This is a genomic window from Candidatus Enterococcus avicola, from assembly GCF_047470845.1.
Taxonomy (GTDB): domain Bacteria; phylum Bacillota; class Bacilli; order Lactobacillales; family Enterococcaceae; genus Enterococcus_D; species Enterococcus_D casseliflavus.
The window spans coordinates 186,633-209,742 of record NZ_JBLGTY010000003.1 but is presented as its reverse complement, the minus strand read 5'-3'; the positions used below and the strand labels follow the sequence as shown (position 1 = coordinate 209,742).

29 protein-coding genes are annotated in these 23,110 nt (G+C 38.0%); all 29 read right to left on the bottom strand.

Translation table 11 applies throughout. The annotated features are described in order from the left end of the window. Positions 1 to 9: 9 nt before the first annotated feature. Entirely contained in the window at positions 10 to 402 is a 393-nt protein-coding gene (locus ACI3E5_RS04605; RefSeq protein ID WP_270276366.1) for a hypothetical protein, read from the bottom strand. Between the two features lie 46 nt (positions 403 to 448). Then, positions 449 to 1,033, bottom strand: a complete 585-nt coding sequence (locus ACI3E5_RS04600) for a hypothetical protein (RefSeq protein WP_270276367.1) — start codon at positions 1,031 to 1,033, stop codon at positions 449 to 451. A gap of 13 nt (positions 1,034 to 1,046) precedes the next feature. Then, positions 1,047 to 2,105, bottom strand: coding sequence for a lysozyme family protein (locus ACI3E5_RS04595; RefSeq protein WP_270276368.1), 1,059 nt, complete (start codon positions 2,103 to 2,105; stop codon positions 1,047 to 1,049). Continuing rightward, on the bottom strand, positions 2,106 to 4,586 hold the full coding sequence (locus ACI3E5_RS04590) for a CD3337/EF1877 family mobilome membrane protein (RefSeq protein ID WP_270276369.1): 2,481 nt from the start codon (positions 4,584 to 4,586) through the stop codon (positions 2,106 to 2,108). Between the two features lie 11 nt (positions 4,587 to 4,597). Further along, positions 4,598 to 7,120, bottom strand: a complete 2,523-nt coding sequence (locus ACI3E5_RS04585) for an ATP-binding protein (RefSeq protein WP_498820921.1) — start codon at positions 7,118 to 7,120, stop codon at positions 4,598 to 4,600. 33 nt (positions 7,121 to 7,153) lie between these two features. Further along, positions 7,154 to 7,546 carry a TcpE family conjugal transfer membrane protein gene (locus ACI3E5_RS04580; protein WP_270276371.1) on the bottom strand — a complete coding sequence of 131 codons (393 nt, stop codon included), beginning with the start codon at positions 7,544 to 7,546 and terminating at the stop codon, positions 7,154 to 7,156. Between the two features lie 11 nt (positions 7,547 to 7,557). Continuing rightward, complete coding sequence (locus tag ACI3E5_RS04575) at positions 7,558 to 7,776, bottom strand: TcpD family membrane protein (protein WP_270276372.1); 219 nt, start codon at positions 7,774 to 7,776, stop codon at positions 7,558 to 7,560. Then, positions 7,776 to 8,789, bottom strand: coding sequence for a conjugal transfer protein (locus ACI3E5_RS04570; RefSeq protein ID WP_270276373.1), 1,014 nt, complete (start codon positions 8,787 to 8,789; stop codon positions 7,776 to 7,778). The genes ACI3E5_RS04575 and ACI3E5_RS04570 overlap by 1 nt, the downstream gene beginning before the upstream one ends. Positions 8,790 to 8,802: 13 nt before the next feature. After that, positions 8,803 to 9,654: a hypothetical protein gene (locus ACI3E5_RS04565; protein ID WP_270276374.1), complete on the bottom strand. Its 852-nt coding sequence runs from the start codon at positions 9,652 to 9,654 to the stop codon at positions 8,803 to 8,805. Between the two features lie 17 nt (positions 9,655 to 9,671). After that, positions 9,672 to 9,821 carry a hypothetical protein gene (locus tag ACI3E5_RS04560; RefSeq protein ID WP_270276375.1) on the bottom strand — a complete coding sequence of 50 codons (150 nt, stop codon included), beginning with the start codon at positions 9,819 to 9,821 and terminating at the stop codon, positions 9,672 to 9,674. A gap of 4 nt (positions 9,822 to 9,825) precedes the next feature. Then, positions 9,826 to 10,188, bottom strand: coding sequence for a hypothetical protein (locus ACI3E5_RS04555; RefSeq protein ID WP_270276376.1), 363 nt, complete (start codon positions 10,186 to 10,188; stop codon positions 9,826 to 9,828). 182 nt (positions 10,189 to 10,370) lie between these two features. Further along, positions 10,371 to 11,132, bottom strand: coding sequence for a hypothetical protein (locus tag ACI3E5_RS04550; protein ID WP_498820917.1), 762 nt, complete (start codon positions 11,130 to 11,132; stop codon positions 10,371 to 10,373). Continuing rightward, positions 11,129 to 11,983: a hypothetical protein gene (locus tag ACI3E5_RS04545; RefSeq protein WP_498855852.1), complete on the bottom strand. Its 855-nt coding sequence runs from the start codon at positions 11,981 to 11,983 to the stop codon at positions 11,129 to 11,131. Before ACI3E5_RS04545 ends, ACI3E5_RS04550 begins: the two co-directional genes overlap by 4 nt. Next, positions 11,973 to 13,466, bottom strand: a complete 1,494-nt coding sequence (locus ACI3E5_RS04540; protein WP_498820914.1) for an ATPase, T2SS/T4P/T4SS family — start codon at positions 13,464 to 13,466, stop codon at positions 11,973 to 11,975. The genes ACI3E5_RS04545 and ACI3E5_RS04540 overlap by 11 nt, the downstream gene beginning before the upstream one ends. 4 nt (positions 13,467 to 13,470) lie before the next feature. Beyond that, positions 13,471 to 13,869 (bottom strand): pXO2-26 family protein, encoded by a 399-nt coding sequence (locus ACI3E5_RS04535; protein WP_395997276.1) that lies wholly within the window; start codon positions 13,867 to 13,869, stop codon positions 13,471 to 13,473. A gap of 60 nt (positions 13,870 to 13,929) precedes the next feature. Continuing rightward, complete coding sequence (locus ACI3E5_RS04530) at positions 13,930 to 14,091, bottom strand: hypothetical protein (RefSeq protein WP_395997275.1); 162 nt, start codon at positions 14,089 to 14,091, stop codon at positions 13,930 to 13,932. Between the two features lie 27 nt (positions 14,092 to 14,118). Beyond that, complete coding sequence (locus ACI3E5_RS04525; protein WP_395997274.1) at positions 14,119 to 14,427, bottom strand: hypothetical protein; 309 nt, start codon at positions 14,425 to 14,427, stop codon at positions 14,119 to 14,121. A 56-nt stretch (positions 14,428 to 14,483) separates the two neighbouring features. Beyond that, a complete protein-coding gene (locus ACI3E5_RS04520; protein WP_395997273.1) occupies positions 14,484 to 14,645 on the bottom strand; it encodes a hypothetical protein in 162 nt (53 codons plus the stop codon). Positions 14,646 to 14,678: 33 nt separating this feature from the next. After that, complete coding sequence (locus tag ACI3E5_RS04515) at positions 14,679 to 14,993, bottom strand: hypothetical protein (protein WP_395997272.1); 315 nt, start codon at positions 14,991 to 14,993, stop codon at positions 14,679 to 14,681. A gap of 4 nt (positions 14,994 to 14,997) precedes the next feature. Further along, positions 14,998 to 17,649, bottom strand: a complete 2,652-nt coding sequence (locus tag ACI3E5_RS04510; RefSeq protein ID WP_498820912.1) for a hypothetical protein — start codon at positions 17,647 to 17,649, stop codon at positions 14,998 to 15,000. 22 nt (positions 17,650 to 17,671) lie between these two features. Then, a complete protein-coding gene (locus tag ACI3E5_RS04505; RefSeq protein ID WP_395997270.1) occupies positions 17,672 to 18,013 on the bottom strand; it encodes a hypothetical protein in 342 nt (113 codons plus the stop codon). Between the two features lie 4 nt (positions 18,014 to 18,017). Beyond that, entirely contained in the window at positions 18,018 to 18,548 is a 531-nt protein-coding gene (locus ACI3E5_RS04500; RefSeq protein WP_429960717.1) for a hypothetical protein, read from the bottom strand. 179 nt (positions 18,549 to 18,727) lie between these two features. Next, entirely contained in the window at positions 18,728 to 18,940 is a 213-nt protein-coding gene (locus tag ACI3E5_RS04495) for a hypothetical protein (RefSeq protein ID WP_498820909.1), read from the bottom strand. Positions 18,941 to 19,003: 63 nt separating this feature from the next. Continuing rightward, positions 19,004 to 20,188: a replication initiation factor domain-containing protein gene (locus tag ACI3E5_RS04490; RefSeq protein ID WP_498855851.1), complete on the bottom strand. Its 1,185-nt coding sequence runs from the start codon at positions 20,186 to 20,188 to the stop codon at positions 19,004 to 19,006. A 301-nt stretch (positions 20,189 to 20,489) separates the two neighbouring features. Beyond that, positions 20,490 to 20,696, bottom strand: a complete 207-nt coding sequence (locus ACI3E5_RS04485; RefSeq protein WP_498855850.1) for a hypothetical protein — start codon at positions 20,694 to 20,696, stop codon at positions 20,490 to 20,492. Between the two features lie 47 nt (positions 20,697 to 20,743). Then, positions 20,744 to 20,962 (bottom strand): hypothetical protein, encoded by a 219-nt coding sequence (locus ACI3E5_RS04480; protein ID WP_271811931.1) that lies wholly within the window; start codon positions 20,960 to 20,962, stop codon positions 20,744 to 20,746. Between the two features lies 1 nt (position 20,963). Further along, complete coding sequence (locus ACI3E5_RS04475; RefSeq protein WP_498820906.1) at positions 20,964 to 22,337, bottom strand: FtsK/SpoIIIE domain-containing protein; 1,374 nt, start codon at positions 22,335 to 22,337, stop codon at positions 20,964 to 20,966. Further along, on the bottom strand, positions 22,318 to 22,686 hold the full coding sequence (locus ACI3E5_RS04470; protein WP_271811937.1) for a hypothetical protein: 369 nt from the start codon (positions 22,684 to 22,686) through the stop codon (positions 22,318 to 22,320). Before ACI3E5_RS04470 ends, ACI3E5_RS04475 begins: the two co-directional genes overlap by 20 nt. Before the next feature lie 36 nt (positions 22,687 to 22,722). Beyond that, positions 22,723 to 23,079, bottom strand: a complete 357-nt coding sequence (locus ACI3E5_RS04465; protein WP_498820904.1) for a hypothetical protein — start codon at positions 23,077 to 23,079, stop codon at positions 22,723 to 22,725. Positions 23,080 to 23,110 lie beyond the last annotated feature (31 nt).

Sequence of the window (23,110 nt, the reverse complement as noted above, 5' to 3'; positions counted from 1 at the left end):
TCATTTATTTTATTCAACAAATTTTCCACTACGATAAACTTCCTCATAGTTGCCTTCGGTCAGAATACTTGGTAATTGGCTGATAGAGCTAGTCCAATCTAACTCTTTCAAATGGTAGGAATACAGACGTTCTGATTGCTTTATTTCTCCTCTGCTAGACTCACGATCTGAAATCCGAGGTACAAAAGCATGCACCACATATGCATCGAGCAGCTCACTGTAATAGACCTTGAGACTAAGGTCATCTTCTCCCCAATCATGCTCTTCATATCTTTGATTCCGTTCATCTACTATCGCATCAATGACCTCTTGAACGTCCTTATTCGTTTTATTACCACAGCCGACTAAAACAAAAAGACTTATCGCAACCAACAACAACCCTATTTTTATTCTCTTTCCCATAAAATTCTCCTTTTATCTAACAAATTCCCTAGCATTTGATACTAGTTTACCCATAGATCAACTCAAAGTTCAAGCCTGAAATTAACCATTTACCATCTAATTCTAAATCCACCGTTACTAACAACCGTTGTTCTAAACCATCAACAATCATTTCCAGTACATTGACGACAGCCGCACGATTGGATTCTTCTTGACTATGAAAAGACTGATAGCTATACTCAGTGATACTTCCTGAAAAAATCTCTCCATCATCTGTAAAAAGGTACTCGTCGTGTAACGACTCTAACAAAATATTCCTCAATTGTTGATTTCGTTCTTCCATTGACCACTCACCATAATATGCATCAAATAGTTTATGATTCACATCCAAAAATGCCATCGCCGTACTTCCAGTTTCTTCCTTTTCTTCGATTGGGAGAATGTCGACTACATAATTGGAAGCCTCCGTTTGCTCTATTGACGACTCAGAAGAAGAAACCGAAACATTCGGACTAGGTCGAAAATCAAAATAATGTTTTGATTCTTCAATCGGATTGCTCCCTTCCATATCAACTTTTTCATTTGATATTATAAAGAACGCAGCAACACCTATCATTAAAATACTGGTAATGATTAAACCTATTTTTTTCACACAACTCCTCCTATCATTTCAAACCAAGTACTTCTGCTGGGTCTAATAAAACATCTTCGCCTAAACTATCACTTGTTGAGTACTCAAAATGAAGATGTGGTCCAGTACTGTTCCCAGTACTTCCTACAAGTCCAATTACATCCCCTTGCTTCACCTGATCACCAACCCGTACACTATTACTCACATTATGGGCGTATAAACTACAATGACCATTTCCATGACGGATACGAACGTAGTTTCCCCATGAATCATGCCATCCTGAAAAGATTACTTCACCATCTGCAATGGCTAGAATCGGTGTCCCTTGCGGATGGGCAAAATCTATCCCACGATGAAAATTTCTTCCGCCATTGTTCGGATGGATTCGCCAACCAAACCAAGAACTGATATTAGGCGGATCAAGCGGTAAGATATATTCTCCTGTCCCACCAACAACTATAAATTGTCGGACAAGACCGACATAGTGAAAGTTTCCGCCGTTATTGTATTGGTACGTGCGTCCATCCGCAATCGATACTGCATTGATATACACATTTTTCACACCCGTTATATTACCTAAGCTTGGCGCCACCACATCTCTCGAATATCGTTCCGCTAAATCAGTTGTATGGCGTTTGCCATTATTAGCGATAAATGAAATATAAGACAGCCCAAAATTATAGCTTTGTACTGCTGACCACTCATCCACTTCATTTTCTCGCGCCATTGCTAAAGCTTGCGCATAATACTTCACTCCTTGTGCAATAGACTCTCGTTCGTTTAACGTATTGACAGGCAAACCTAGCGATTCACTTGATTGAAATAAATCTGGGTATTTTCCTCCACTTTCAACCATCATCATCGCCAATAGTATTGGTACTTGATCTAAAATATCATGTTCCCTTGCTACTCGCTCAACTTCACTTTTCCAGCGCAAGACTGCCTCACTTAAATCGACATTCCCATAAGCTCCTTCAAAAGAGATATCAGCGCCTTTTTTCTGACTTTGATCATAGCCTCCTGCAAATAAAATCAGTAAAGCGCCTACAAAAAACAGTGGCAATAACGCAGATAGTATATATTTTTTGATCATTTATTCACCTCGCACTTCTGCGAATAACGCATCAAACGAAGTCTTGGAGTCCGCCGCAAGTTGATTCACTTCGTCTTGAAAATCCACACCAATCCTCTCAAAAACTTGTTCTGGCTGCTCAACACTTTCAGAAACTGCCGACACATGGTTAGTTTCAGTCTCTGTTTCAAACACATTATTGGCTTGTACCAATGTTTCATTTTCTAAATGATTAAAAAACTCGTTTGTTTGTTGATCAAGATACTCCATCGATACATCAGGTGAACCTAATTTGATTTCTGGCATAGTTTCCAATGGATTCAACGTTATTTCAGGATTTGTTCCTTCGATAACGGACGACTCTAATACTTCCGCTTGGCGTTCCTCATTTCCAAATCCTACACCAGTCGCTTGTACGTCGGCTACTTCCAACTTATTGATTTCTGTTTGTTCTACATTTTCAGTTTCGGCATTTTGAATTTCAATTGTATCGATCGGTGCGATATCTTCTTTCGTTTGTTGAACATCTGTTGCTTCCAATTCTTGAATTTCAGCTTGTTCTACGTTTTTTGTTTCCGCATTTTGAATTTCAATTCTATCGATTGGTGCGATATCTTCTTTCGTTTGTTGGACATCTGTTGCTTCCAATTCTTGAATTTCAGCTTGTTCTACGTTTTCTGTTTCCGCATAATCAATCTCAATCTCATCAATTCCCTTAGAATCATCATTCGTAGATTGAACATCTGTCGCTTCCAACTCATTGATTTCTGCCTGTTCTACGTTTTCTGTTTCTGCGTTCTCGACTCCAAGGGTATCGATTTCCTCAAAATCATCACTCGTAGAATGGATATCATCTGCCATTAGTTCATTTATTTCGGCTTGAACGGCATCTGCATCTAGCGCCACATCATCGGTGTAAATTTCTTCCGTTGCTGCCTGTTGGTAACTGACATCTTCTAAAGTAGTTTCTGTTGGCTGATTTTTCGCTTGATTTTCTTCGTCGATAACACTTTTCGCTCGATCAACAGTATCAAAATAATCATCTACCGCAACTTGCGTGTGTTTATCTTGCTCATGCTGTTTGAATGCTTGACGATCCGCGAAAATATCATAGGCATTTTCTTTCACATTTTCAGCGACATGCCCCCCTACTTCACTTAATGGCATACCAACAGTTACCATACCTGCGACATCTGCACCAAGCTTCACCGCATCCTTAGCTTTTTTCTTAAATGGCGCACTCGCTTTATTCCAGATCCCACCATCGGTACTTGAAATCATACCACCTGAAATCATTCTAAAAATCTTATCACGATTTTTCCAAATTACCACGAGAGTTACAGTAATCGCAATGACTTGTAATAAATAGTTGGCAACTCCATCTGCTGGAATCACGCCACGAACTACATTGATCACGGACACTAACATCATGAATGAAATACCTAACAAAACTCTTACCCCAAACAAACCAATCAGGGTTTGCAAAGATTTGAGAAATGCCCCTCGGAATTTCGGAATCATGCTAATAAACATCGCTAATCCGATAAAAGCTGCCACCACCAGTGCCATAACACCTGTTAGTAAATTTAATACTTGAATGATCAAGATCGGTGTACCAAGCACAATGGTAGTAATCGGTGATAGAAAGCCAACAACGAATTTCCAACCTGCTTTTTCAGTCGTCATAAATACATTATCATCTGCCATCTCTTCTACAAAATCTTTAATATCTTCATCTTTCTTTTCATCCCATTCACCTTGAAACAATAAAGAAGAAAGAGTGCTTGCTTCATATTCTGATATGACATCACTTCTATTTGCCATTCCAAAATTCATCAATAAGAACGGTTCTTCAATCGCTAGTTCAAATAATGTATTTTGAGCATGAGTTACTGGTGTTGCGGCATTGGTAGATTGTGCATTACTTGTTGTTCGAATTAAGTTCCCCTGAACCTCTTCCGTTAGAGAATTAAAATCACGAATAATTGTCGTCGCACTATTGTTCCAAACCATGCTCATAACCACTACCGCTGAAAAAGCAAAAAACTGTTTTGCGGCTTGTTGAGGCGATCTAATGATATATAGATACAAACAGTACAACGCCATCGCAATAATGATTGTTAACCCAAAATCCCGATACAGTGAATCGTACATTGACTTAGAATATGCTGTAAAAACAGAAACATAATCGTTGACAACATTCGCATTACCAAACAAATCTATCCCTGTTCGAAACATTGAGTACACTATTTTATTTAAATCAAAAAATAGATTGGCACCACCATTTAACCAATTTGCGATATCTAAATTTTGAAAAAAACGTGGTCTTTCAAACATGTAGCTCTGATAAGAATCTAAGCTATATTGTTCCGCTTTATCAGTCACACTTGATTCTTGATCAGGATTGATTGGTGTCGGTGCTGCATCGGCACTAACCGTTGTCATCAGAGTAAAAAATAACAAGAATAGCGCCAACCATTTAAAGTATTTCTTAATTTCCATACACTCCTCCTTTAAGCAAACTGTTTTTCAGCTTCACTTGAAGCTGTTTTCTTCACTGTCTGCAAGGCATGGTGCCATTCTGGGAAAAGATTATGAATACTTAGTTTTGCCGTACGCCCATAAATATCTCGGAACAAGCATTGCCCTTTCTTCATATTCTCGACCAGCGTCAAATTACGCTCATTAACTTCAATTCCGATATGGCTCAAAATATCACTTCGTTCAGATTGCCAATCAAAGGCAAACATTGTACCAAAACTATTTGTATCTTGATCATCTCCAACGTCTTTGACTGATTGAGTAGAATAGACAAGGATATTACAAAATGATCGTCCGACACGCTGCATGGCTTTCAACACTTCTCGACCGCCCTTGGCTTTCGCCAGAATCCACGCCTCGTCAAAAAATTCAATCGTATACTGTTCTTCATTTTGATTCCCGAATTTTTCACAAAACTTGCCTAATGGTAGCATCAAACAGGTTGATTTTTTGTTGGCTTCTGAATAGTCTTTGACGGGTACATGCGGTTCAGGCAGATTCAGCCCTGCAATTCCCAGTACCGTACACTTATGATTCAAATCCAAACCATTAGAATCACCATCACTAAAACCTAAATGCAAGATACTGTTTTGAATTTTAGAAAACAACAACTTAGCTGCACGTTGTATCACTTGATCCTCATAGTCATGTAAACGCCGAATCACCGTTAATAGACCGACTTTTTCTCCAAGCTCACGTTCTTCAATGACTTTGTCGAGTTCTTCGTTGATCGCAGTTTCTACCTCTTCTCGATTATCCAAGTTATAAATCGATTGAATCATTGCTTGCGCAGTATCTTTGGCTTCCACACCATTCAAAAAGACAATCGGGTCTAGGACGCCATGGTTTTCTTTTTTTGTTGCATCTAAAGTCACGTAATTAATGGAATTCAAATATGTCACGAAGCTCGGGAATTTTTGTCGAATCACTGGATCATTGGCAGTTCGTTTAAATTGCTTGGCAACTTGATTTTTCGGATCGATATACAATACTTTTGCATCCAGTAACGACGAATAAAAGAATAACATTCCAGTTAAATAGGACTTTCCTTTTCCTGTCTCGCCCGTAATTGCGACGTGCGGACTATCTGTAATTGCTCCTTCTTGACCCTGATTGGCAACCAACATATTATAGAAGACACTATTTCTAGAAGACTGGATACTACCTTTTAACGTTTCTGATTCTAAAAAAGGATCGATCCGACCCAAATACCAGCCCGATCGTGTACCTGCACTATTTGTGACCGCAAACAAGGTCTCAGCTAATCCGTGTCCATTCGTCACTTGCATCCAATCAGACATTGATTCAACAGACGCACTAAACAAGCACCGATAGAACAATTGTGCTTGTTTGGCACTTGGGCGGACAACACTGATTTTTAAGCTCTTCATCGCATTGATCAACGCATCACCACGACGTTTGTTTTGTTCCCGACTTTTTCCTATGATCACAAAGCAGCCCATCCAAGCGATAAGCGGTTCGCCACTTTCTAGTTCATTACTAATATGATTCACCATTTGGGCATTACTTTTGATACGGTCACTCGCAGATTCTCCTGCAAGCCTTGCTTCTTTGGCTTCAGTCTTGTGACGATTTTTTTGGATCATAACCTTCGAAGAAAAACCTGTCACCCCTTTAGGGTCAGGATAATGCGCCTTTATCCGAAAATCACAAGGGAAGTCCATCTGTTGGGCAACCTGATAGAGGTGATTATAGGCAATGTTGTTTTCTTCAAAGTCGGCAATAGGTAAATAGGACACAACGCTATTGCCCAGATCAGAAGATAAGTGAATAAAGCCAACGTCTTTGCCTGCATCGACAATCGCTTCGCTGATTCGTGCTTGGGAAAAATCTTCGTTTTTCTTTTCGTGGGGAAGTCCACCAATAAAAGAGAGCCGATTCAAATAAATCAGTTCATCTTCGGTTAAACGAGCCGCCCTTCGACTACGCAAAGAACGAAACAACTCTTCTTCGATTGGTTGAATTTTTTCTAATTCATCCTCTTCCATTACAACCTTTTTCCCTAATAACGAGAGAATTTGATCACTCACCTCGTCCGTGACCCTCTTTATGGATTCAATTGGATTTTCATTCCCATACATATCCTTTAATCGGACACCTAACACAAAATCTGGTTCCGTAATTTCACCCAATTCACTTTTCAAACCTGCAACTGTTCTACCCATATACTCTAATCCTAAACGGTGATACTCAGGTGCTAAATCCTTTGAAAACTCTTTGAAACGTTCCGTCAATTGTTTATCTTTCGGATACATTACCAACTCAAATTCGCCATATTTCGGCAATGTTTTTCGAAAAATCGTTGACCAACGTTTCTTAAATTTTTCTAGCTCTTCAAAATTATTCGGATTGGTTTCTTCAGCGATAATCCGATAATACGCCCACACATAGCCGCTTTTATCAAACATCAAATTGCCTTTGATTGCCTTAAAGGGAATTTGAGCTAATTTAATCATTTCCTTAACTGCCTTCATTTTTTCCTCCTTTAAAAAAAAAGAGAACAGAGTTTAAACTCCGTCCCCTACTTTCTCAAATACAATTTTGCCAACATCGTTGACCATTTCTTCATTGCAATAGCGTACCTTAAACAATTTAAAGATAACTAAATAGATCAATAAATCTCTCAGGTAAGGAAACACTTTTTGCCCATCAGGATTCAAGTTCAACAGTTTTCCAGAAGTCCAATAAGGTAAACCTAAATAAATTGCAAATCTAGTTCCTCCAGCAATCTGATTGATCACTGCAATCAAGCCACCAAACACGATATGAGTGATTGCTAGCAGAACGAAAAAAAGCACCACACGATTTAACTCAATCGCCATCGGCAACATTAAATTCCCGAAAGCTCGCACGCGAATCGGATCATCAAATATCTTCTTGTAGTTATAACAAACTTTCATATAATTGCCCCTTATCTAAAGAACAAGTTACTAACAGCTTCAAAGGCTTGCGAAACAATTCTAGGATTGTTCACAACAAAAGCAGTTGCGCCTGCTGCAAGTAAAAAGATCACAAATTTACTCCATTTTTGTTCATATAGATATTTCAAAGCAAATCCAACCATGACAATCCATACCGCATTGATTCCTTCTCTTTGTACCCATTCTAAAAGCGCTGATAAACTTGGCATTAATCTATTCCTCCTATACTATGTGATAATTTTTCAACAAAAAAACGATCCCCATCATTTGAGATCGTTATTGTCATATGTTCTTTGTGTGCCAACCCAGTATTGTTCAACTGTAGTTCAATCACTGATTGCACAATTAATTCCTCTTGATCCTCAAATTCGTAAACCTTATTCTCCGAACGAACATACTCAAATTGTCCATCCAGTGAAATTGGCTCTTGCATCATATAGGCAATATCTTCTACACTGCTAGACGCATAGTTATTAAAGAATTGTTCCAAAAATTCTTCGAGACCTTCTACTTCTGCAAAAGAGACTTGGTTCCGTTCTGACAAAGCACTTTCCGTTGCAGCAACAAGACCTCTGTTTTCTGGCACTAAACCAAAATATGGAAATTCAGTAATCGCAAATACTCCATTTTCTTCTACAAAGGGAATATTTAATAAGTGTTCAAAGGTTTGACGATTGCTTCCTTCGAGTTCACTGGTTGTATACCGCACAAAGTAACGTGCTACAAACCCCTCTTGGGCTTGGTTGAGTTCATACAAACGGAAGTCTTCCAATTGGCGATTCGTGTCATTGCCAAGCGTATAATCACTCGTGGATTCAAAGTAATATCCTAATGCCTGTTCACGCTCGACTCTAGAGTCGTAGTCTTCCGCATCAAGATTCATAAAAAGCGGAATAAACTCAGCAAAATAAGCATCCGTTTTTCGTTCATCTACCGAGACCGCCGTTAGTGTTTCTAGTTTCTTTGTCATTGCATCCACTTGTTCATATAATTGCGCATTACTGGCAGAGACATTATTCGCTTTGATAAATGCGAATACACCACTTAAGCCAAGGACAACAATCATTCCCCAAACCGTATAACGAGTACGTTTCGCTATTGTACGCTTTCCTGACGGAATCGTACTTCTTTGTTTGTTTTTTCCTTTCAGCAGCTTACTTTTCTTGATTACAGCGGTTCTTGGGGCTTGTTGAATTGGTTCATCAATTACTTTTAATGCCATGTATACACCTCCTCTATTCTGGCAATTCCGTCAGGCTAGTGAAGGTATTGACAGCTTCAAATTCATCGCCAACGGCATATTCAGGTAACGAGAAAATATCAAATGCTTCCACCTTTTCTAGACGACAAGCCTTGATTTCTGTAACGAGAATTTTTTCCGTATCAACGACAAGATATTTTCCTTCAATCGGAAAATACGTTTTCAGCGCTGTGTTTCGACTCTCATTGGGATTTCCTGATTGAAACTCGCAACGAATTTCTTCCCCATTGGTTTTCACGACCACTAATTCATAGTCGTAGATTGGTGCTTTCTCTGATACAGCTGTTGCTTTGGTAACTCGTGGTGCTGGATCATCAATCACTGGCTCTTCTCTCGGCGAGAAAATCGGCTGATTGTAGATTTGGTGTTCTTGTCCCACTGTTTTTGGTTTAAACAAATATGGAAACATTTTTTGCAGCACATTCTTTTTAGGTAGCGCTGATACTGGTACTGCTGGTTGGGCATAACTTTGTGGCGAAGGACGGACAGCTTCTGCTTCCGTATTGAATTGACGATTGATTTCTGTGTAAATTTTTGCGCCATCAATCGCTTCCCCTGCTTCTAATAATTGACGCTGTAATTCATCTAACAAATTAAATTCCGTCCCTACTGGATCAATCAAAATACCTTCAAAATGATACGTCTGAGACGCTTCAAGGTCTTTCACGGTCACAGTTAAAAAAGTACCTTCACGCAGATTTTTTTGTAACTCGACCAAGGCTTGTTGGGCATCATATACCCCATAATCTGCACCTCGCAAAAACCCGTACTTCCGATAAAGGTGCTTTTCGACTCCTCTAAATCGCAAACTATACTTTTTCTTCAAAAAAATTTTCCTCCTTTTTACATCTTCAACTGACGATTACTAAACCACTGATTCCAAATCTCTTGAATTACTTCCCAATAGTTCAAAATAATTGGTGTTAGGATAATCACAAGCGCTAACGCCAATACAAAGAGCCATAAGCGACCCGTCATATTTTCTTGGTCCATGTCCTCACCTCACTTGAGAGATTGCTTGCCCTTCAATGGTAAGAAAGACATTCGGCATCGGGACAAATAACAGTGGGTATTCACCAACGATTTCATAACTTACTATGTCACCAAAACGAACTTTTTGTCCCATTTGCGGACTACTCACAATATAACGCCCTTGGTAATAGTCATTTGTATACTCGGTAATTTCTGCCATCGCTTCATCAGTCAAGCCCCCTCGGCGCTCGATCCGATAGTTGACTTGTTGGCGGAACGTATTGACTTCTTGAATTTGGTAACAAAAAATCGCTACACTTAAAATAAAGCACATTAAAATCATGCCGAAAAGATAGCGAAAAATTTCTGATACTGGTTGTTCTAACATTTTAGATCACCCCTCTCGATTGAAAATGTGTGATATAGCCAATAAAACTAAAATCATCAACAAAACACCTGTACTACGAAAAAAGTAAAAACTCACACCCATCACAACAAGAAATAATAAAAATGCCAATAAAACTCGCCACAATGGATACTCCTCAGATTCTTGATTCACGAAAATCCCCCTCAAAAATAAAACCCGACTTGACCAATCTGATAGAGAAACAAAGCCAGCGCAAAACCAACGATCAACACCACGATACTCGTCATCATTTTGGTAAACAACAACTGGAATCGTTTGATTTTGAAAGCAATGATTTGATCAATGCCTTGCATCATTTCGGCACTAGCGAGTTGTCCGAGTCGGTCAATCACTTGTAAGTTGATCGCTCCCTGCTCCAGATCATAGAGTGTACTCATAAACAAAATACTCATCTCACTGCCCGACACTGCCATCGCATAGTCCTCATACGGTTGAATGCTATTGGGAAAATCCGAAAGGTCTTTCATCAAGCCCATCAATAAATCTTTGTCAACTTGATAGTTTAGACGTGGGACGACTCGGCTAAAAATTTGATAAAGATTAATCCCTGATTCTGTTTGTTTTAAGAGTGGAATCAACAATCGAGCAAACTTGGCAAATTGCATCTGACGTTCAAAACGAAACTGCATATAGACTCGTTTGACTGTTTGTAATTGTTGGCGATACAATAATACACTCACCACAAAACCAAGTGGTGCTATGCGCCAATCGATAAAATAACCTGATAGTAAAAACAAACTCGTCAAAAAAAATGCTCGTTGTATATTTTTCTTTTGCCATTTTGCAATCGCTACCGTGCTATTGTTCATTTCTCTTAATTGTCGGACAATTTCTTCTGGTAATAGCCGCAGCCAAATTGGCGGCTTATTCTCAACAACTAAATGTTGTGCACTACGTGTTGTCATTTCGTTCTCACCGTCACTTCCATTACCGAATCATCAAAATAATTTTTTAAAAAGCGGTTAATAATTAGAAAATATATCGGCACATAGAGTCCAGTAGTGACATAGCCCAAGATGCTTCTTGCAAAACCGTCAATATACATCTCAAAACTGTTTCCCATGACATAAGACGATAGGTGAAACATACCAATCAAACCAATAATCATCGTTGACATCAGCTTCACACCTCGCAAATAGTCATCTTTTGCCGCAAAAAATAACTTGCGCTTTTGAAGCATATCGTTGTGGTGTTTGGTCAAATCTTGCATGGACGATACATTATGCTTTCCTTCATGAATTGTCGTTTCCAATTGTTCCAGATATTGGCAAAACAAGACATCTTCGTCGTATTTTTCATTCAGCTTTGCCATTGTCTCAATCACTAATTCCATATCTGCACCAATCATTAACGAGGCAACTAATTCTGACATATCGGTTTGAAGTTCACCACGCATACGTGGCAAGATATGCTCAATCGATCGTATTACTGTTTTACTTGGATCTGCCATAACTTGCGTCATCGTGTTCATAAAATGATTGCGAGCAGATAAAGCCTCTGTTTCATAACGTCTTTGTACAATCTTAGGCAAGATTTTACGATACCCATACCAAGCACCAAAAGCCATTCCAATTAACACAACCCACCAAAGATATGTTAATAATCCCAGCATGACCCCTATCACTAGAGCTGGCATAGCAATCAGTCGCATCACTTCTTTTCGCTGCATTCCATTTCCATACGCCGCACTTAGAGCATAAAGTTCCTCTAAATCTAAGTAGTTCTTTTTCTGTGTTTCAATCTGGCTAATTTTCATGACGTTTCACCACATCTTTGATAATCGCCGATAATTCCTCAGACTTTTGAATTTCTTCCTCCTCCATTTCTGGAAAATCAAATGACAAAAATTTCTCTGCCATTCGTTCTTGAAAAGCTTCCGACAACGTACCTGTAGTTACATAAAATTGCCCATGTGCAAATTTTTGTTTAAAAATAGACCTTGATCCATTCGGTGAAAACTCGACAATCTCAGACAAGTAACGAATGATTTTAAATATATTTTTCTCTTCATCCACAACTAATCGAACGGTTTTTATATGCACACCGAAATCAAAATAGGTTAGCACATCATCAGTCACTGCCTCTTCATTGATTGAATATTTTGAGTTACACATATTGACTAACCGTCGTGGGATTGACCACGCATCGGTTGCGTGGATTGTTGTGACAATTTTATGATCGGTTAACGCTGCTTGAATCATTTCATACGCTTCTGCTCCACGTGTTTCAGAAACATTGATATACTTTGGATAAAAACGTAAACTCGCCTTTACCAAATCCTCAATCGATTTTTCTGGAGAAGTAACCCATGCGAAAACATCATGTTCAGGTAAAAGCTCCTTGATATGTGTTTCTTGAACATCCTCAATTACAATTTGCCGTGTTTGCTCAGGGATAAACGACATAAGCAATTTTAACAACTCAGTTTTACCAGAACCTGTTTCTCCAGCAATCGTCATACACACACCTGTTTGCATAACTACTTTAAAAAAGTCAAGAACAAACTCAGGTGCGAAGTCAACAAAATGTTCCTCGGTTAATGCCAATCTTGGTCTTACAACTCGTAAAGAAGTCGTTGTTCCATTTGGGCTTAAGCTTTTATCCACAGCACTTAAGCGCAAATGATTGAATACCCCATCCAAGATTGGTCTTGACGGATTAAATGCTTTTCCTTCGGAATTAGCAAAACGATTAATAATCCGTAAAACGGAACCTTCTGGATCACTTAACTCCAAGTCTTCTTTTGAAAACACTTGATACGAATCACTTCCTTGGACAGTCAAAAACGTACCATTCCAACCAATATCTGTGACAGAATTATCTAAAAGAATTTTCTCGATAAAACCTGTACCGACAATTTCTTGGACGACATATTCCGCAACTTCTTTGCCGTGCATGCTTAATCGCTGTTCCTTCCTTACGATTTTTAACAATTCCTCTCGTGCGGATTGATCCACTGCTGCATCTAAAATAAGTTGCGTGTGGTGCTTGACCAAATCTTCTCGAATACTCATTAATTGCTGATCAGATATTGCACGCTTGAAATCTTTTTTAGACAGTGTTTCTTCTTTTTTGGGTAATAAGCCATTGGCTTGTACATCCACCAGCTTGTTCGTTACAGCATCTTGGACTGGTTCCATTTTTTTAACGATCTTTTTCACGGTTGTACCAGCTTTTTTTACCGCCGTAGCTTCTTTTTGCAATTCTTCTTGACTATCATCAGTTATTTTTAATGCCAACGAATCATCCCTCCTCCTCATTTTCTGGCGTACTCAAAATACACGTTGCTTGGTCTGTCTTCCGTCCATCAGAGACCGACACACGAATTGCCTTAATTCCTTTCTCGTTTGAAGCCATCAAATACTCAAAATCAATAGTCAGCGAACGGTTTTGATAGGTTCCTTGTCTTTTGATCGTTTGTTCAAAGTCTTTCTCAAAACTTTCTTTGTCTAAATAAAAATCACCTTGATTCACTCGTGCCGAATCATCCCGATTGGCAAGCGCCGTACTGCGTAATGTTTCCGTCAATGTCAACGAATCAACATCCGTTTGGTAATTTCCTAACACAAATACAATTAGACCTGTAATAATCAAAAAGCTAAGAGACATCAAAGCCACTTTTCTAGGTATTCCTGATAACATTTGCCACCTCCATAACAAGAAAGAGGCAAGGGATATCCCTCACCTCTACTTTTTTACTGTTTAATTAGGAACAGTAATTCCATTGATATACGCTTCCATCTGCCCAAAAATGTTATTCATCAGTTCTGGGAAAAACAGCAATGCTGCACCAATGACTAATGAGCATAAAGCAATAACACCTAATGTCGCCCAGAAGCGATCTGTATTCAATTCTAAATTCATTCAAATTCCACCTTTTTCCAGTTATTTTTATTGTGCATTTTCAGGTCGTTGCGCTGTTTCTTTTCTTAGCCACGCTTCTTTTTCACTAATCAACGGATACATTTCATGATCGAAAATCCGCCGTATCCGCCGATCAATAACCGCTGCCGATAAAGGTTTTGTCAACGACGCCAATTCTTTGTTTCTTCGATTACGGCTAAATGCTTTCAATTCATCTAGCCGTTGATCAATCCATTCAAACGGTATATTTTCTGCTTCCATTTTTTTGACAAACGATTCCGCACTAGTTGAAAACAACTCTTGCCAAATTTCTTCATAAGTACTCTCAGTGTTCATGATATTCCCTCCATTCAAACAAGAACAAAAAAGGAAGATTTCTCTTCCCTTTGTCCTTAGTTAGGTACGTTAATACCATTGATATACGCTTCCATCTGTCCAAAAACATTGTTCATCAATTCTGGAAAGAACAATAGTGCTGCACCAATGACTAACGAGCACAATGCGATCACGCCCAAGGTTGCCCAAAAGCGATCTGTATTTAGCTCTAGGTTCATTCATCCTCACCTCCTTCTCATTCAGAAAACCATTTACTTCGGAAAAAAAATCTGGCGAAGTTCTTTAAAAAAAGTCACTATAACAGTGAGTAATCCCGTAAAAAAAACTATAACGGCTTGTACTAAGTCATTTTCTAGAAAAACTTGTCCAAACGATTGAACTGGAGAAAAACTACCATCCATAACACTTCGACCAAGTCCTCCTAAAAATGAAAAAGGAATCTCAATCAACTGTTTACCAATAAAGATTCCTAGACTCATAAAGAGCAACAACCAAATTAGCCGCCAAAAACGAGCACGGGCATCATCCAATGATCGCTGGACACTGTATACATGATTTCCATACATGCACTCACGCCCCTTTCAGCCAAGCAATTTCTTCATCCGACCAACCTCTCGGTGCATCGGTTTCTGGAAAAACTGGTGTCAGCAACAACTCGTCTAACTCTTTTGTGTCGCTATCCATTGTTGCGTACATATACGCAAAGACATCGACAGTTTTAGTCATTTCTAATTGGATACGATTCTTCCCTACAATATCGGATTCAATTGTTACATCATAACTGCCAAGGTCTAGCCAAATTGGTAGATAGAAATTACGACCGCCATCAAGCAATTCACGATTGCTTCTGGTCATTTGGTTTGCTGTGAAGAGATTTCCTGTTAGTTTCTCAACACGTATTTCTGGAAATTCATAAGTGAAAGAACTATCTGTCCGACTATCTCCCGAACGAGCAAACGCCCACGTTTGATCCAAAGGAATGATTACTTCCTTTTCTTTTGCGACAAAAACCTCATGAATTTGACTATCTAACAGCTCTTGCGGTACCCGAACTCGAAGGTCAAAAGCTTCAACGGTATCATGAACTTCACTCGAAAAGGTTGGTGCTAAGTCAATCGCAAAGCCATAACCTGTTTTAGAACTGACCATTGGCTCAAAATCGAATCGAATTGTTTCACTAAATTCTTGAACCGATACTTCCTCACGCAAGCGTAATGTTCGAACCACCGCTTCATAATCTACGACACCATTCGTTACATCTCGCTCGGTCAAAACCTTTTCAGTAGCTGTATAACCGTGAGTAGCTAAATCTTTTGTGTCCGTGACAAATTTGTTCTTGTCTGGATTATCCACTACCTTGATTGTTACAAGGTAATCAATTTTTTCCGCTTTTTCGACTGCATCCGTTGGGAGCAATAACTCAAAAACATCATCTACATCGTTCACAGTCAATTCTTGTTCATAGACCACACGATTTGTTGCTTCTTCAACAATTTCGATAACAAAACGCAGGTTCGACAAGTCCTCTTGGTATTCTGCTTCCTTTACTAAAACTAGTCGTGCAGGAAGCCCACCATCTTTTTCTGCTTTAGACGTATCGATTTGAATCGATTCGACATTTACTTCTAACAATGGGATATGATATGGAATCACAAAGTATAGATCACGACCATTCACAACACCTAAATGATTTACAGTCGATTTGTATCGATTGCCCTCGTCATCTTCTAAATCATCAAAAGGCTCATACGAATATGATTCACCATCAAATTTGTGTTCTTCCACTTTTCGAAGCAATTCTTCGGTTTGTTTATCGATATGATCAACAACAATCCGTCTTCGAAACAATTGTGTTGTTACTTCTTCTGACACTTTTGGTTTATCATCCACACTGACACGAACAACATTTCGAAACAGCACATGATCGGATTCGATTAGGTCTTCTAAATACCGTACATCTTTTACCTTCACTTCTACTTCGATCCGATAATCCGTATCATAGAAGCGGTCTGTTTTTAACACAGCAGGTTTTGCAACAAAATGAATTTTGTCTTTTGTCGAATAATCATCAAAAAATAATGAGACATCTCTTCCTTCTTGATCAACGATCCGATAATTCACTACTTCAAGACCAGCTGGTAGATCGTCACGAATTTCATACGATCGATAGTAAAACTCATCAAGTTCATCTGGTACCTTATGAATCAGAAGGTACACAAATGAATCGTGAAGAGATTCAAGAACTGAACTGGTTACCAAGCCATCGTCAGTTTGAATATATTTTTCTGGCTCAATCGTTGCGGTACGAGCAAGTTTTTTTCCTGTAAAACCGAAGAATTCCCCACCTCGTTCATTTGTGTTTGGTTCCCCTATTTGCATATGACTAGGTAGATTTTTTAAGTTCCAATCGAATTCTACAAAGCTTGTATCTCTGTATAAAAAGGTGAACTGAGCCCACAAATCGCTCGGATCAGCATTCACACGAAACGGATCATAAACAGTTAAAGAACCATCATTCTCTTTTTTGACACTGATATTACTGTCTTCCGTTACATATATCGTACCTAGATGAGGAACAGTGTTTTTGTCGAAAGTAACCCCTTGGTTAAAATCAATATCTGTAATGGTCATATAGCCACTTAGCTTCACAGGCTGACCTGTTTGGGCGTCAATAAATTCCCAACGCTGCTTCACATAGCGATAACTTTGTTGAACATGTGAGATAGCGCCTGTCGTATAAAAAATATACCCATAGTTAGTAGCGCCTCTTTCCCAATCCGTAACAGTGATTTTCAAATCAATCACACGACCATTATGCATACCAACATTATGATAAGTAACACCAATTTTCCCTTTACTGTTATCGTTTGTAGGTAAGTATCCTAAAATCCCAGTAGCTCCACCATAACTATATGACCAACTATCCCAGCGACCACCAAAAGTTGAAACAGTCGTTACTCCATCTATCCAGCGAGCAATAAAAGAATACTCTCCGCTGATTTCTGTTTCATCATTAACAATTTCACCATATTCAGAACTTCCTAAATTTCCAGTCCCCCAAGTATTTGTATTTCTTGAAGCATCGGCAATCGTAGTATTAACAAGGAACATAGCAACTAAGGTTCCTAGTATTAAGAAATGTGTCCCTATTCTTTTTAGCAATGTTTTCACATCCTCTCTTTCTTTTTTTGAAAATAACTCAGGCGGCGAACGTATACTCATCCAAAAACTCCCTTTTTGACTTTTATTCTTTTACCCAATCGACACAGCGCAACAATTGATTTCTTGTCATATGACTACCATAGACTTTTATATTTGATCCTTGATTTTGCATAGGAAAAAATGTGACTTTATAAAAGTCGTAATAATACACATTTTTCTTTGCACAACCTTCAATAATTAATGATGTAATTCGTGAAAGTTGCTTTTCATAACAGACTGGAACGAAAGGCTTAAATTTCATGTTCTTATTCCCTGTCCTTTTTTGTAGTTCAAAAAATTTTTCATAATCCTCTCTAGTTGGACTAGAAACATAACACATAAAGCCTTTTTCTTTTAAGTGATCTACTAGACGAATTGATTTCATAAATTCACCTTGCTTGTAGTCCAATATAAAAAGACCCAAAATCTCGTTCAAAACGCAATATGAGCGCTTGTAACAACCATTCTTGGGTCTTTTTAGACGTAGTAATATTCAGTTCATCGTATCCCTTTGCGGGGTTCGTGCGTTCATCAAATTTTTTAATCGCAATATATTTCTCACGATCCATAATAAATGTACGATCTTCTGCTTCAAATTTTGTTTCTTTCATTAAAGTGTGATTTTTGATTTCGTTTAAGTAAAAGTCAATGAAGTCAGTCTTTGACACTTCTCGTTGATTAGCATCAAATAAATCAGCACGATTGACACCAAACCGATGAACATTCTCGAACAAGAATGCACGATCAGGCTTCTTTCGATTGTCATTCACATAATTATACCAATCTTGTTCAGCAATTTTTTCTTCTTCTGTGAGTAAGAATATCGATCTTGAACAATTTTCGTCATAATCAGGAATCGTTTTTCTTAATACCTCGTCGATTGAGTCCATATAACAGTCAATGTATTCCCGAAACTCCAATTTAAACACCTACTCGTTCATTTTGTCATCAATTTTCTCAACAGAGAAATCATCAAAGTTCCTCAGTGGTTCCTCTTTTATCCAACATTCCAAAAAGTATTCAGCACCAGCCTCATCTCCAAAGATATTTCCAATTCGCCATCTTCAAAAATTCCCCACACAGATTTCACCTCATTATATTAAAAATCGCTCAGTATACTTTGCATCAAGTCCCCACTTATCACTCCTCTTGCATACATGCCATACAAATGATTTTTTGCATAAACATAAGGTTCTATCGGGAAGAAAGGATTCCCATCAAAAATTCTTTTCAACTCACGCAAGCCATCTCTTGCCTGTAACGATAATTCATATTTTTCTGGATTGCACAATAGTTCATTTAACCGATCCATGCATTTCCTCCCTGCTTATTATTCTCGACATAAATCACAATCTTTCCATTTTTTCTATTTTCATCAAAGAATCATATCCTCAATTCTTGTTGTTTGTGCTTCAATCATGTGTAAATGCTTGTCACTAAGTTCAGCTTCATCGATAATTTCTTGCACCTCATCTGTTTCTTCAATCTCATCTACTTCCATCAACATTTTAATCGTAGGAGCCACCGATCGTTTAAACCAATTTTTTGAGCGTTCGTATAAAGCTTCATTCGGTTCAGTTACTAGCTTTACTTTTTCAACACCGCCAAGAAAGTATTCCCATTTTTTATTTACAGGCCAGTACTTCCTTGAAACACCGCCTTTTCTATCTACAAAGCAAAGATAGTCACTTAAAATTCCCAATAAAAATACAGTTAAATCGCCAGTTTTAGTATAGCCATGAATCGCCTGTTCAGCTTTTTCATCTTTAAACCGAAGCTCATAACGATTCTTGATTGGCACATCCTCTACATCAATCCTAAGTTTTTTCGCCTGCTCATAATTCTTTTGATAAAACGCAATATAAAGCTCGCTTCTTTTTGAACCTAGATAAATAGTGACACCTTCTCGTTTCTTTTTAGAAATTGATCCTGAACCATTGAAATCGAAACGTTCAAAACGGGAAATCAATTCTTGTCGATTTATTTTGTTTAGCAATGTCGGAATACTCAAATATTCTTTATAATCATTGATAGCTAAATCAACTCTAGTGAACTTTGCTCTGTAATCAAAACAAGTATGAAAAAAATCAAACCAAGTCCGTCCTTGAGCTTTCAGAAATGCTTCAAATTGACGACATCCTTGACCAGATAATTGGATCATTGTTCCACGAGAATCACCTTTTTTAGAATACATAACCATCAAGTAATCTAACTGGTACCCTCCGACATAACCGTAAAGGTGGCTAGATATTTGTGCAAAAAATTCCTTTTTGATTTTTAGAATCTCGCAAAAAATCATATCAACATCATGAGTTTGAAACGTGATACGAATATAATCAATAATACTTTCCAGCGGTTCATGACAATTTTGCTCTGCAATAAAGTCATAAATTCGATACATTTTTTCATCTGATAGCAAACTTAAACCTCTTTCGAGGTTATAAATCGATTGTCTTGAAAGACCAACATTTTCAGCAAAAGTTGCCTGAGTCATTTTCAACAGATTTCTCGAAGCTTTTATACTTTTACCAATCATCTTCAATTCTTCACTATCCAACACTTCACCTCTAATCATGCTTTACTTTACATTTTCGCCATTTTTTTCGAGCGCAATGTAAAGTAATAAATCGCTTATATATCAATGTTTAATCGTTAAATTCTGTCATTTTTACATCTTCATTACCCCCCTGTTAGAATACGGGGGTTCTACGGTCGCAGGCGTCGCACAGCGCCACCTACTCCCTAAAAAAGCCTAACAGCGGCGCTGCTTAGGGCAGCCCCGCTTGCTGATCCTGCACGGCAGACTCGCCACGCCTTTTTTTCCGACACTCACGAACCCTCAAGTTATACTTTAGACTACTTTAACTCATAGCTTCCTCAATTGATTCCGTAGCTTCTTCTAAAGAATCAATAGCATCACTAATCTGGTCAATAGCTTCTTCTGATTTTTCGTATCGTTGTGACCCATGTAAATTTTCAGGCATATTATCTACATAATTTTCTTCATCCTCTCTGATATCATCCAAAATTCCAATCATCTCAGAAATGATATCAGCAACTTCTTGCAATCTCGCTCTTCTTAGCCTATTCATCACATTCCACCAAAATATATTGATTAAGACAATAGCTGTTTTCGTAAAGCACACTTATATAGTAAATTCTGTAATTGTGAACATTCACTATCCATGCGGCTTATTTGCATTTGGGAAAGCTCATCTTTCATTTGTTTCTTATGAAAACGGATAGATTCAATAGCAGCAGTGATTACATCTGCTATCAACTGCTCTTCTTCTTTCGTATACTCTATGGAAAAAGTACTTAATCTCAATGTCATCTTACCCTTCGGACTCTTTTTTGTTTTGTATATCTAACTCGATCATGTGATCATATTTTTTAAACTCTTCCAAAAAATTGTATGATTTAGGTACGAACGGGGAATAAAATTCCCTGACTACGCCACTGCCATCATCAATGTAACCTCTACCTTTGATCGGTTTATTAAAAAATGCCTTGTTTTTACTTTCATCACCGAATACCATGTAATACCCTTGTACAGATAATTTCCCAAGAGTTACCCGACACATTAAATTATCTCGAACCCCCGACGGAAAATCAGAACTGTCAGGTTTTTGAGTGCCAAGGATTAAAAAGATACCAGCTTGTCTGGCTTTCATAACTATTTGTTGAACTGCATTATCCACTCGTTCAATTTTCTTATAATCACGACCTAGACTCCCATAAAATGCCTTCCACTCATCAAAAATAATGAACTCAGGAGGCATCTTATAGAATGCATAATTACGCCCTGATTCATAGTTTGGTAAAGATTTCATATACTTAAATCGCTGTTCCATACGTTTGACTGCATCCTCTAAACAACGAATCATTGTTTCCCCTTGACCATAGTAAACTTTCCCTTTAAAAACTGGTAAATCCGCTAGATCAGCTAAATCAGATGACTTGGGATCACAAATATGCACGGTTCCAACTGATAAAATTGCTTTGATCAGCGAGTACATGAAATACGTTTTCCCTCCGCCTGTTCCGCCTGCAATTAACATATGAGGTAACTCGTCATATGCCCATTTCACCCCGTTCATGAGTGTGATTGCGCCATCTTTAGCTATAACTTCATTGATTGAAATCCTCTTCGAGATAACGTTAGTCATAAAAGAATAGGTCACAAAACCAAAATCCATTTGTTCGGCAACAAGATCAGCTAGAAACATTTCTTCTAACTTCTTTCCCAGCTGTAAAAACCGATCATGGTGCTGCCCACCATCTAATGGTAATGTGACATCAGTTGTATGTTTGCCTTTTTTAACATATACTTTAGGGAATTTCTCTTTAGGCTTTTTTCCTGCTTGATGTGATTCTTTTTTTATTACAAACCCACTTAGTTTTAACATTTTAGCGACCATATCATAGTATTTGACTTTGAGAAAGTAGCCGCCCTTAAAACGTGACCACATCATAAACGAATAGATAATAAAACAAGCGCCTAGCAGTAAGATGATCACTACCAAGGACGGCACAATTAACTGTTGCGCTTTTTGAAAATCAATCATGACTGGTTTTAACAAAAGAAAACCTACGGAACCTATCCCAATCAAAAATGGACTCAGCAAAAATAGAAAATGAAGCCACCAATCGTAAAGATGGATTTTCTTTATCCGCCGTCCCCGATACTTAAATATTTCTTTCAGCATAATCTACACCTATCACTTTTGCTTTTTCTTCTAAATCCCCGACACACTGAGCATAAATATCGTTCAACTTTGATTGAAACTTTTGTTCTACATAGTTTTTTAGTTGCTCTTCTTGCATTCCATCATCCATGAATACACAATCAAACCATCTATCAACAATGATTTGAATTCCTTCATCTTGAAAATTTGTTAATCTTCGTAATCGGCTATAAAAGAAGCTTTGAAACATATCTGCTTTCTCTTTTGGAACATGTTTTCTCTTCTGGTAAAAAAGCTCGCGAAAACTATTTTCTTTTTTTGCAGCTTTTTCTGCCAACCGATATAGCCATTTTGTTAACGTTGGATTCAACTCATATCCTCCATTCTTTTGCAAAAAATATGTTCACTATCCACGAGATAGCATTTCTTCTACTTTTAATAACTCTAGATAGACACTTCTAGGGAATCTTCCCTTATTCTCACTAAGCTTCTTTTCCTCCAGTTCGTAAATTAGATCAGCATCCCTTAAATATCGGAGCAGTTCGATTACGCTTATTTCTTTTGTTGAAAAAGAGCTATCTGAAATTAAGTATTCTTTTTCTTTCATCATATCTAAGCATATCTTCACTATAGAACGCTGAATTAGCTCTTTTTTTCTCAGTTGCTGCAACTCTTTTTTTATTTTGTATTTTTGTTTCCATTCTTTAAAAAACAGGATAACGAAGAAAAAATTTGTTATTATTAAGGTAACCACTATTACCAACTTATTCACCACCATTAAATTTTAGAAAGAA

Excerpts from the sequence above, each read along its gene's own strand:
- ACI3E5_RS04605 (WP_270276366.1), bottom strand. The coding sequence starts at position 402 with ATGGGAAAGAGAATAAAAATAGGGTTGTTGTTGGTTGCGATAAGTCTT.
- ACI3E5_RS04595 (WP_270276368.1), bottom strand. The coding sequence starts at position 2,105 with ATGATCAAAAAATATATACTATCTGCGTTATTGCCACTGTTTTTTGTA.
- ACI3E5_RS04590 (WP_270276369.1), bottom strand. The coding sequence starts at position 4,586 with ATGGAAATTAAGAAATACTTTAAATGGTTGGCGCTATTCTTGTTATTT.
- ACI3E5_RS04585 (WP_498820921.1), bottom strand. The coding sequence starts at position 7,120 with ATGAAGGCAGTTAAGGAAATGATTAAATTAGCTCAAATTCCCTTTAAG.
- ACI3E5_RS04580 (WP_270276371.1), bottom strand. The coding sequence starts at position 7,546 with ATGAAAGTTTGTTATAACTACAAGAAGATATTTGATGATCCGATTCGC.
- ACI3E5_RS04575 (WP_270276372.1), bottom strand. The coding sequence starts at position 7,776 with ATGCCAAGTTTATCAGCGCTTTTAGAATGGGTACAAAGAGAAGGAATC.
- ACI3E5_RS04570 (WP_270276373.1), bottom strand. The coding sequence starts at position 8,789 with ATGGCATTAAAAGTAATTGATGAACCAATTCAACAAGCCCCAAGAACC.
- ACI3E5_RS04560 (WP_270276375.1), bottom strand. The coding sequence starts at position 9,821 with ATGGACCAAGAAAATATGACGGGTCGCTTATGGCTCTTTGTATTGGCG.
- ACI3E5_RS04555 (WP_270276376.1), bottom strand. The coding sequence starts at position 10,188 with ATGTTAGAACAACCAGTATCAGAAATTTTTCGCTATCTTTTCGGCATG.
- ACI3E5_RS04550 (WP_498820917.1), bottom strand. The coding sequence starts at position 11,132 with ATGACAACACGTAGTGCACAACATTTAGTTGTTGAGAATAAGCCGCCA.
- ACI3E5_RS04545 (WP_498855852.1), bottom strand. The coding sequence starts at position 11,983 with ATGAAAATTAGCCAGATTGAAACACAGAAAAAGAACTACTTAGATTTA.
- ACI3E5_RS04535 (WP_395997276.1), bottom strand. The coding sequence starts at position 13,869 with ATGTTATCAGGAATACCTAGAAAAGTGGCTTTGATGTCTCTTAGCTTT.
- ACI3E5_RS04530 (WP_395997275.1), bottom strand. The coding sequence starts at position 14,091 with ATGAATTTAGAATTGAATACAGATCGCTTCTGGGCGACATTAGGTGTT.
- ACI3E5_RS04525 (WP_395997274.1), bottom strand. The coding sequence starts at position 14,427 with ATGAACACTGAGAGTACTTATGAAGAAATTTGGCAAGAGTTGTTTTCA.
- ACI3E5_RS04520 (WP_395997273.1), bottom strand. The coding sequence starts at position 14,645 with ATGAACCTAGAGCTAAATACAGATCGCTTTTGGGCAACCTTGGGCGTG.
- ACI3E5_RS04515 (WP_395997272.1), bottom strand. The coding sequence starts at position 14,993 with ATGTATGGAAATCATGTATACAGTGTCCAGCGATCATTGGATGATGCC.
- ACI3E5_RS04510 (WP_498820912.1), bottom strand. The coding sequence starts at position 17,649 with ATGAGTATACGTTCGCCGCCTGAGTTATTTTCAAAAAAAGAAAGAGAG.
- ACI3E5_RS04505 (WP_395997270.1), bottom strand. The coding sequence starts at position 18,013 with ATGAAATCAATTCGTCTAGTAGATCACTTAAAAGAAAAAGGCTTTATG.
- ACI3E5_RS04495 (WP_498820909.1), bottom strand. The coding sequence starts at position 18,940 with ATGGATCGGTTAAATGAACTATTGTGCAATCCAGAAAAATATGAATTA.
- ACI3E5_RS04480 (WP_271811931.1), bottom strand. The coding sequence starts at position 20,962 with ATGACATTGAGATTAAGTACTTTTTCCATAGAGTATACGAAAGAAGAA.
- ACI3E5_RS04475 (WP_498820906.1), bottom strand. The coding sequence starts at position 22,337 with ATGCTGAAAGAAATATTTAAGTATCGGGGACGGCGGATAAAGAAAATC.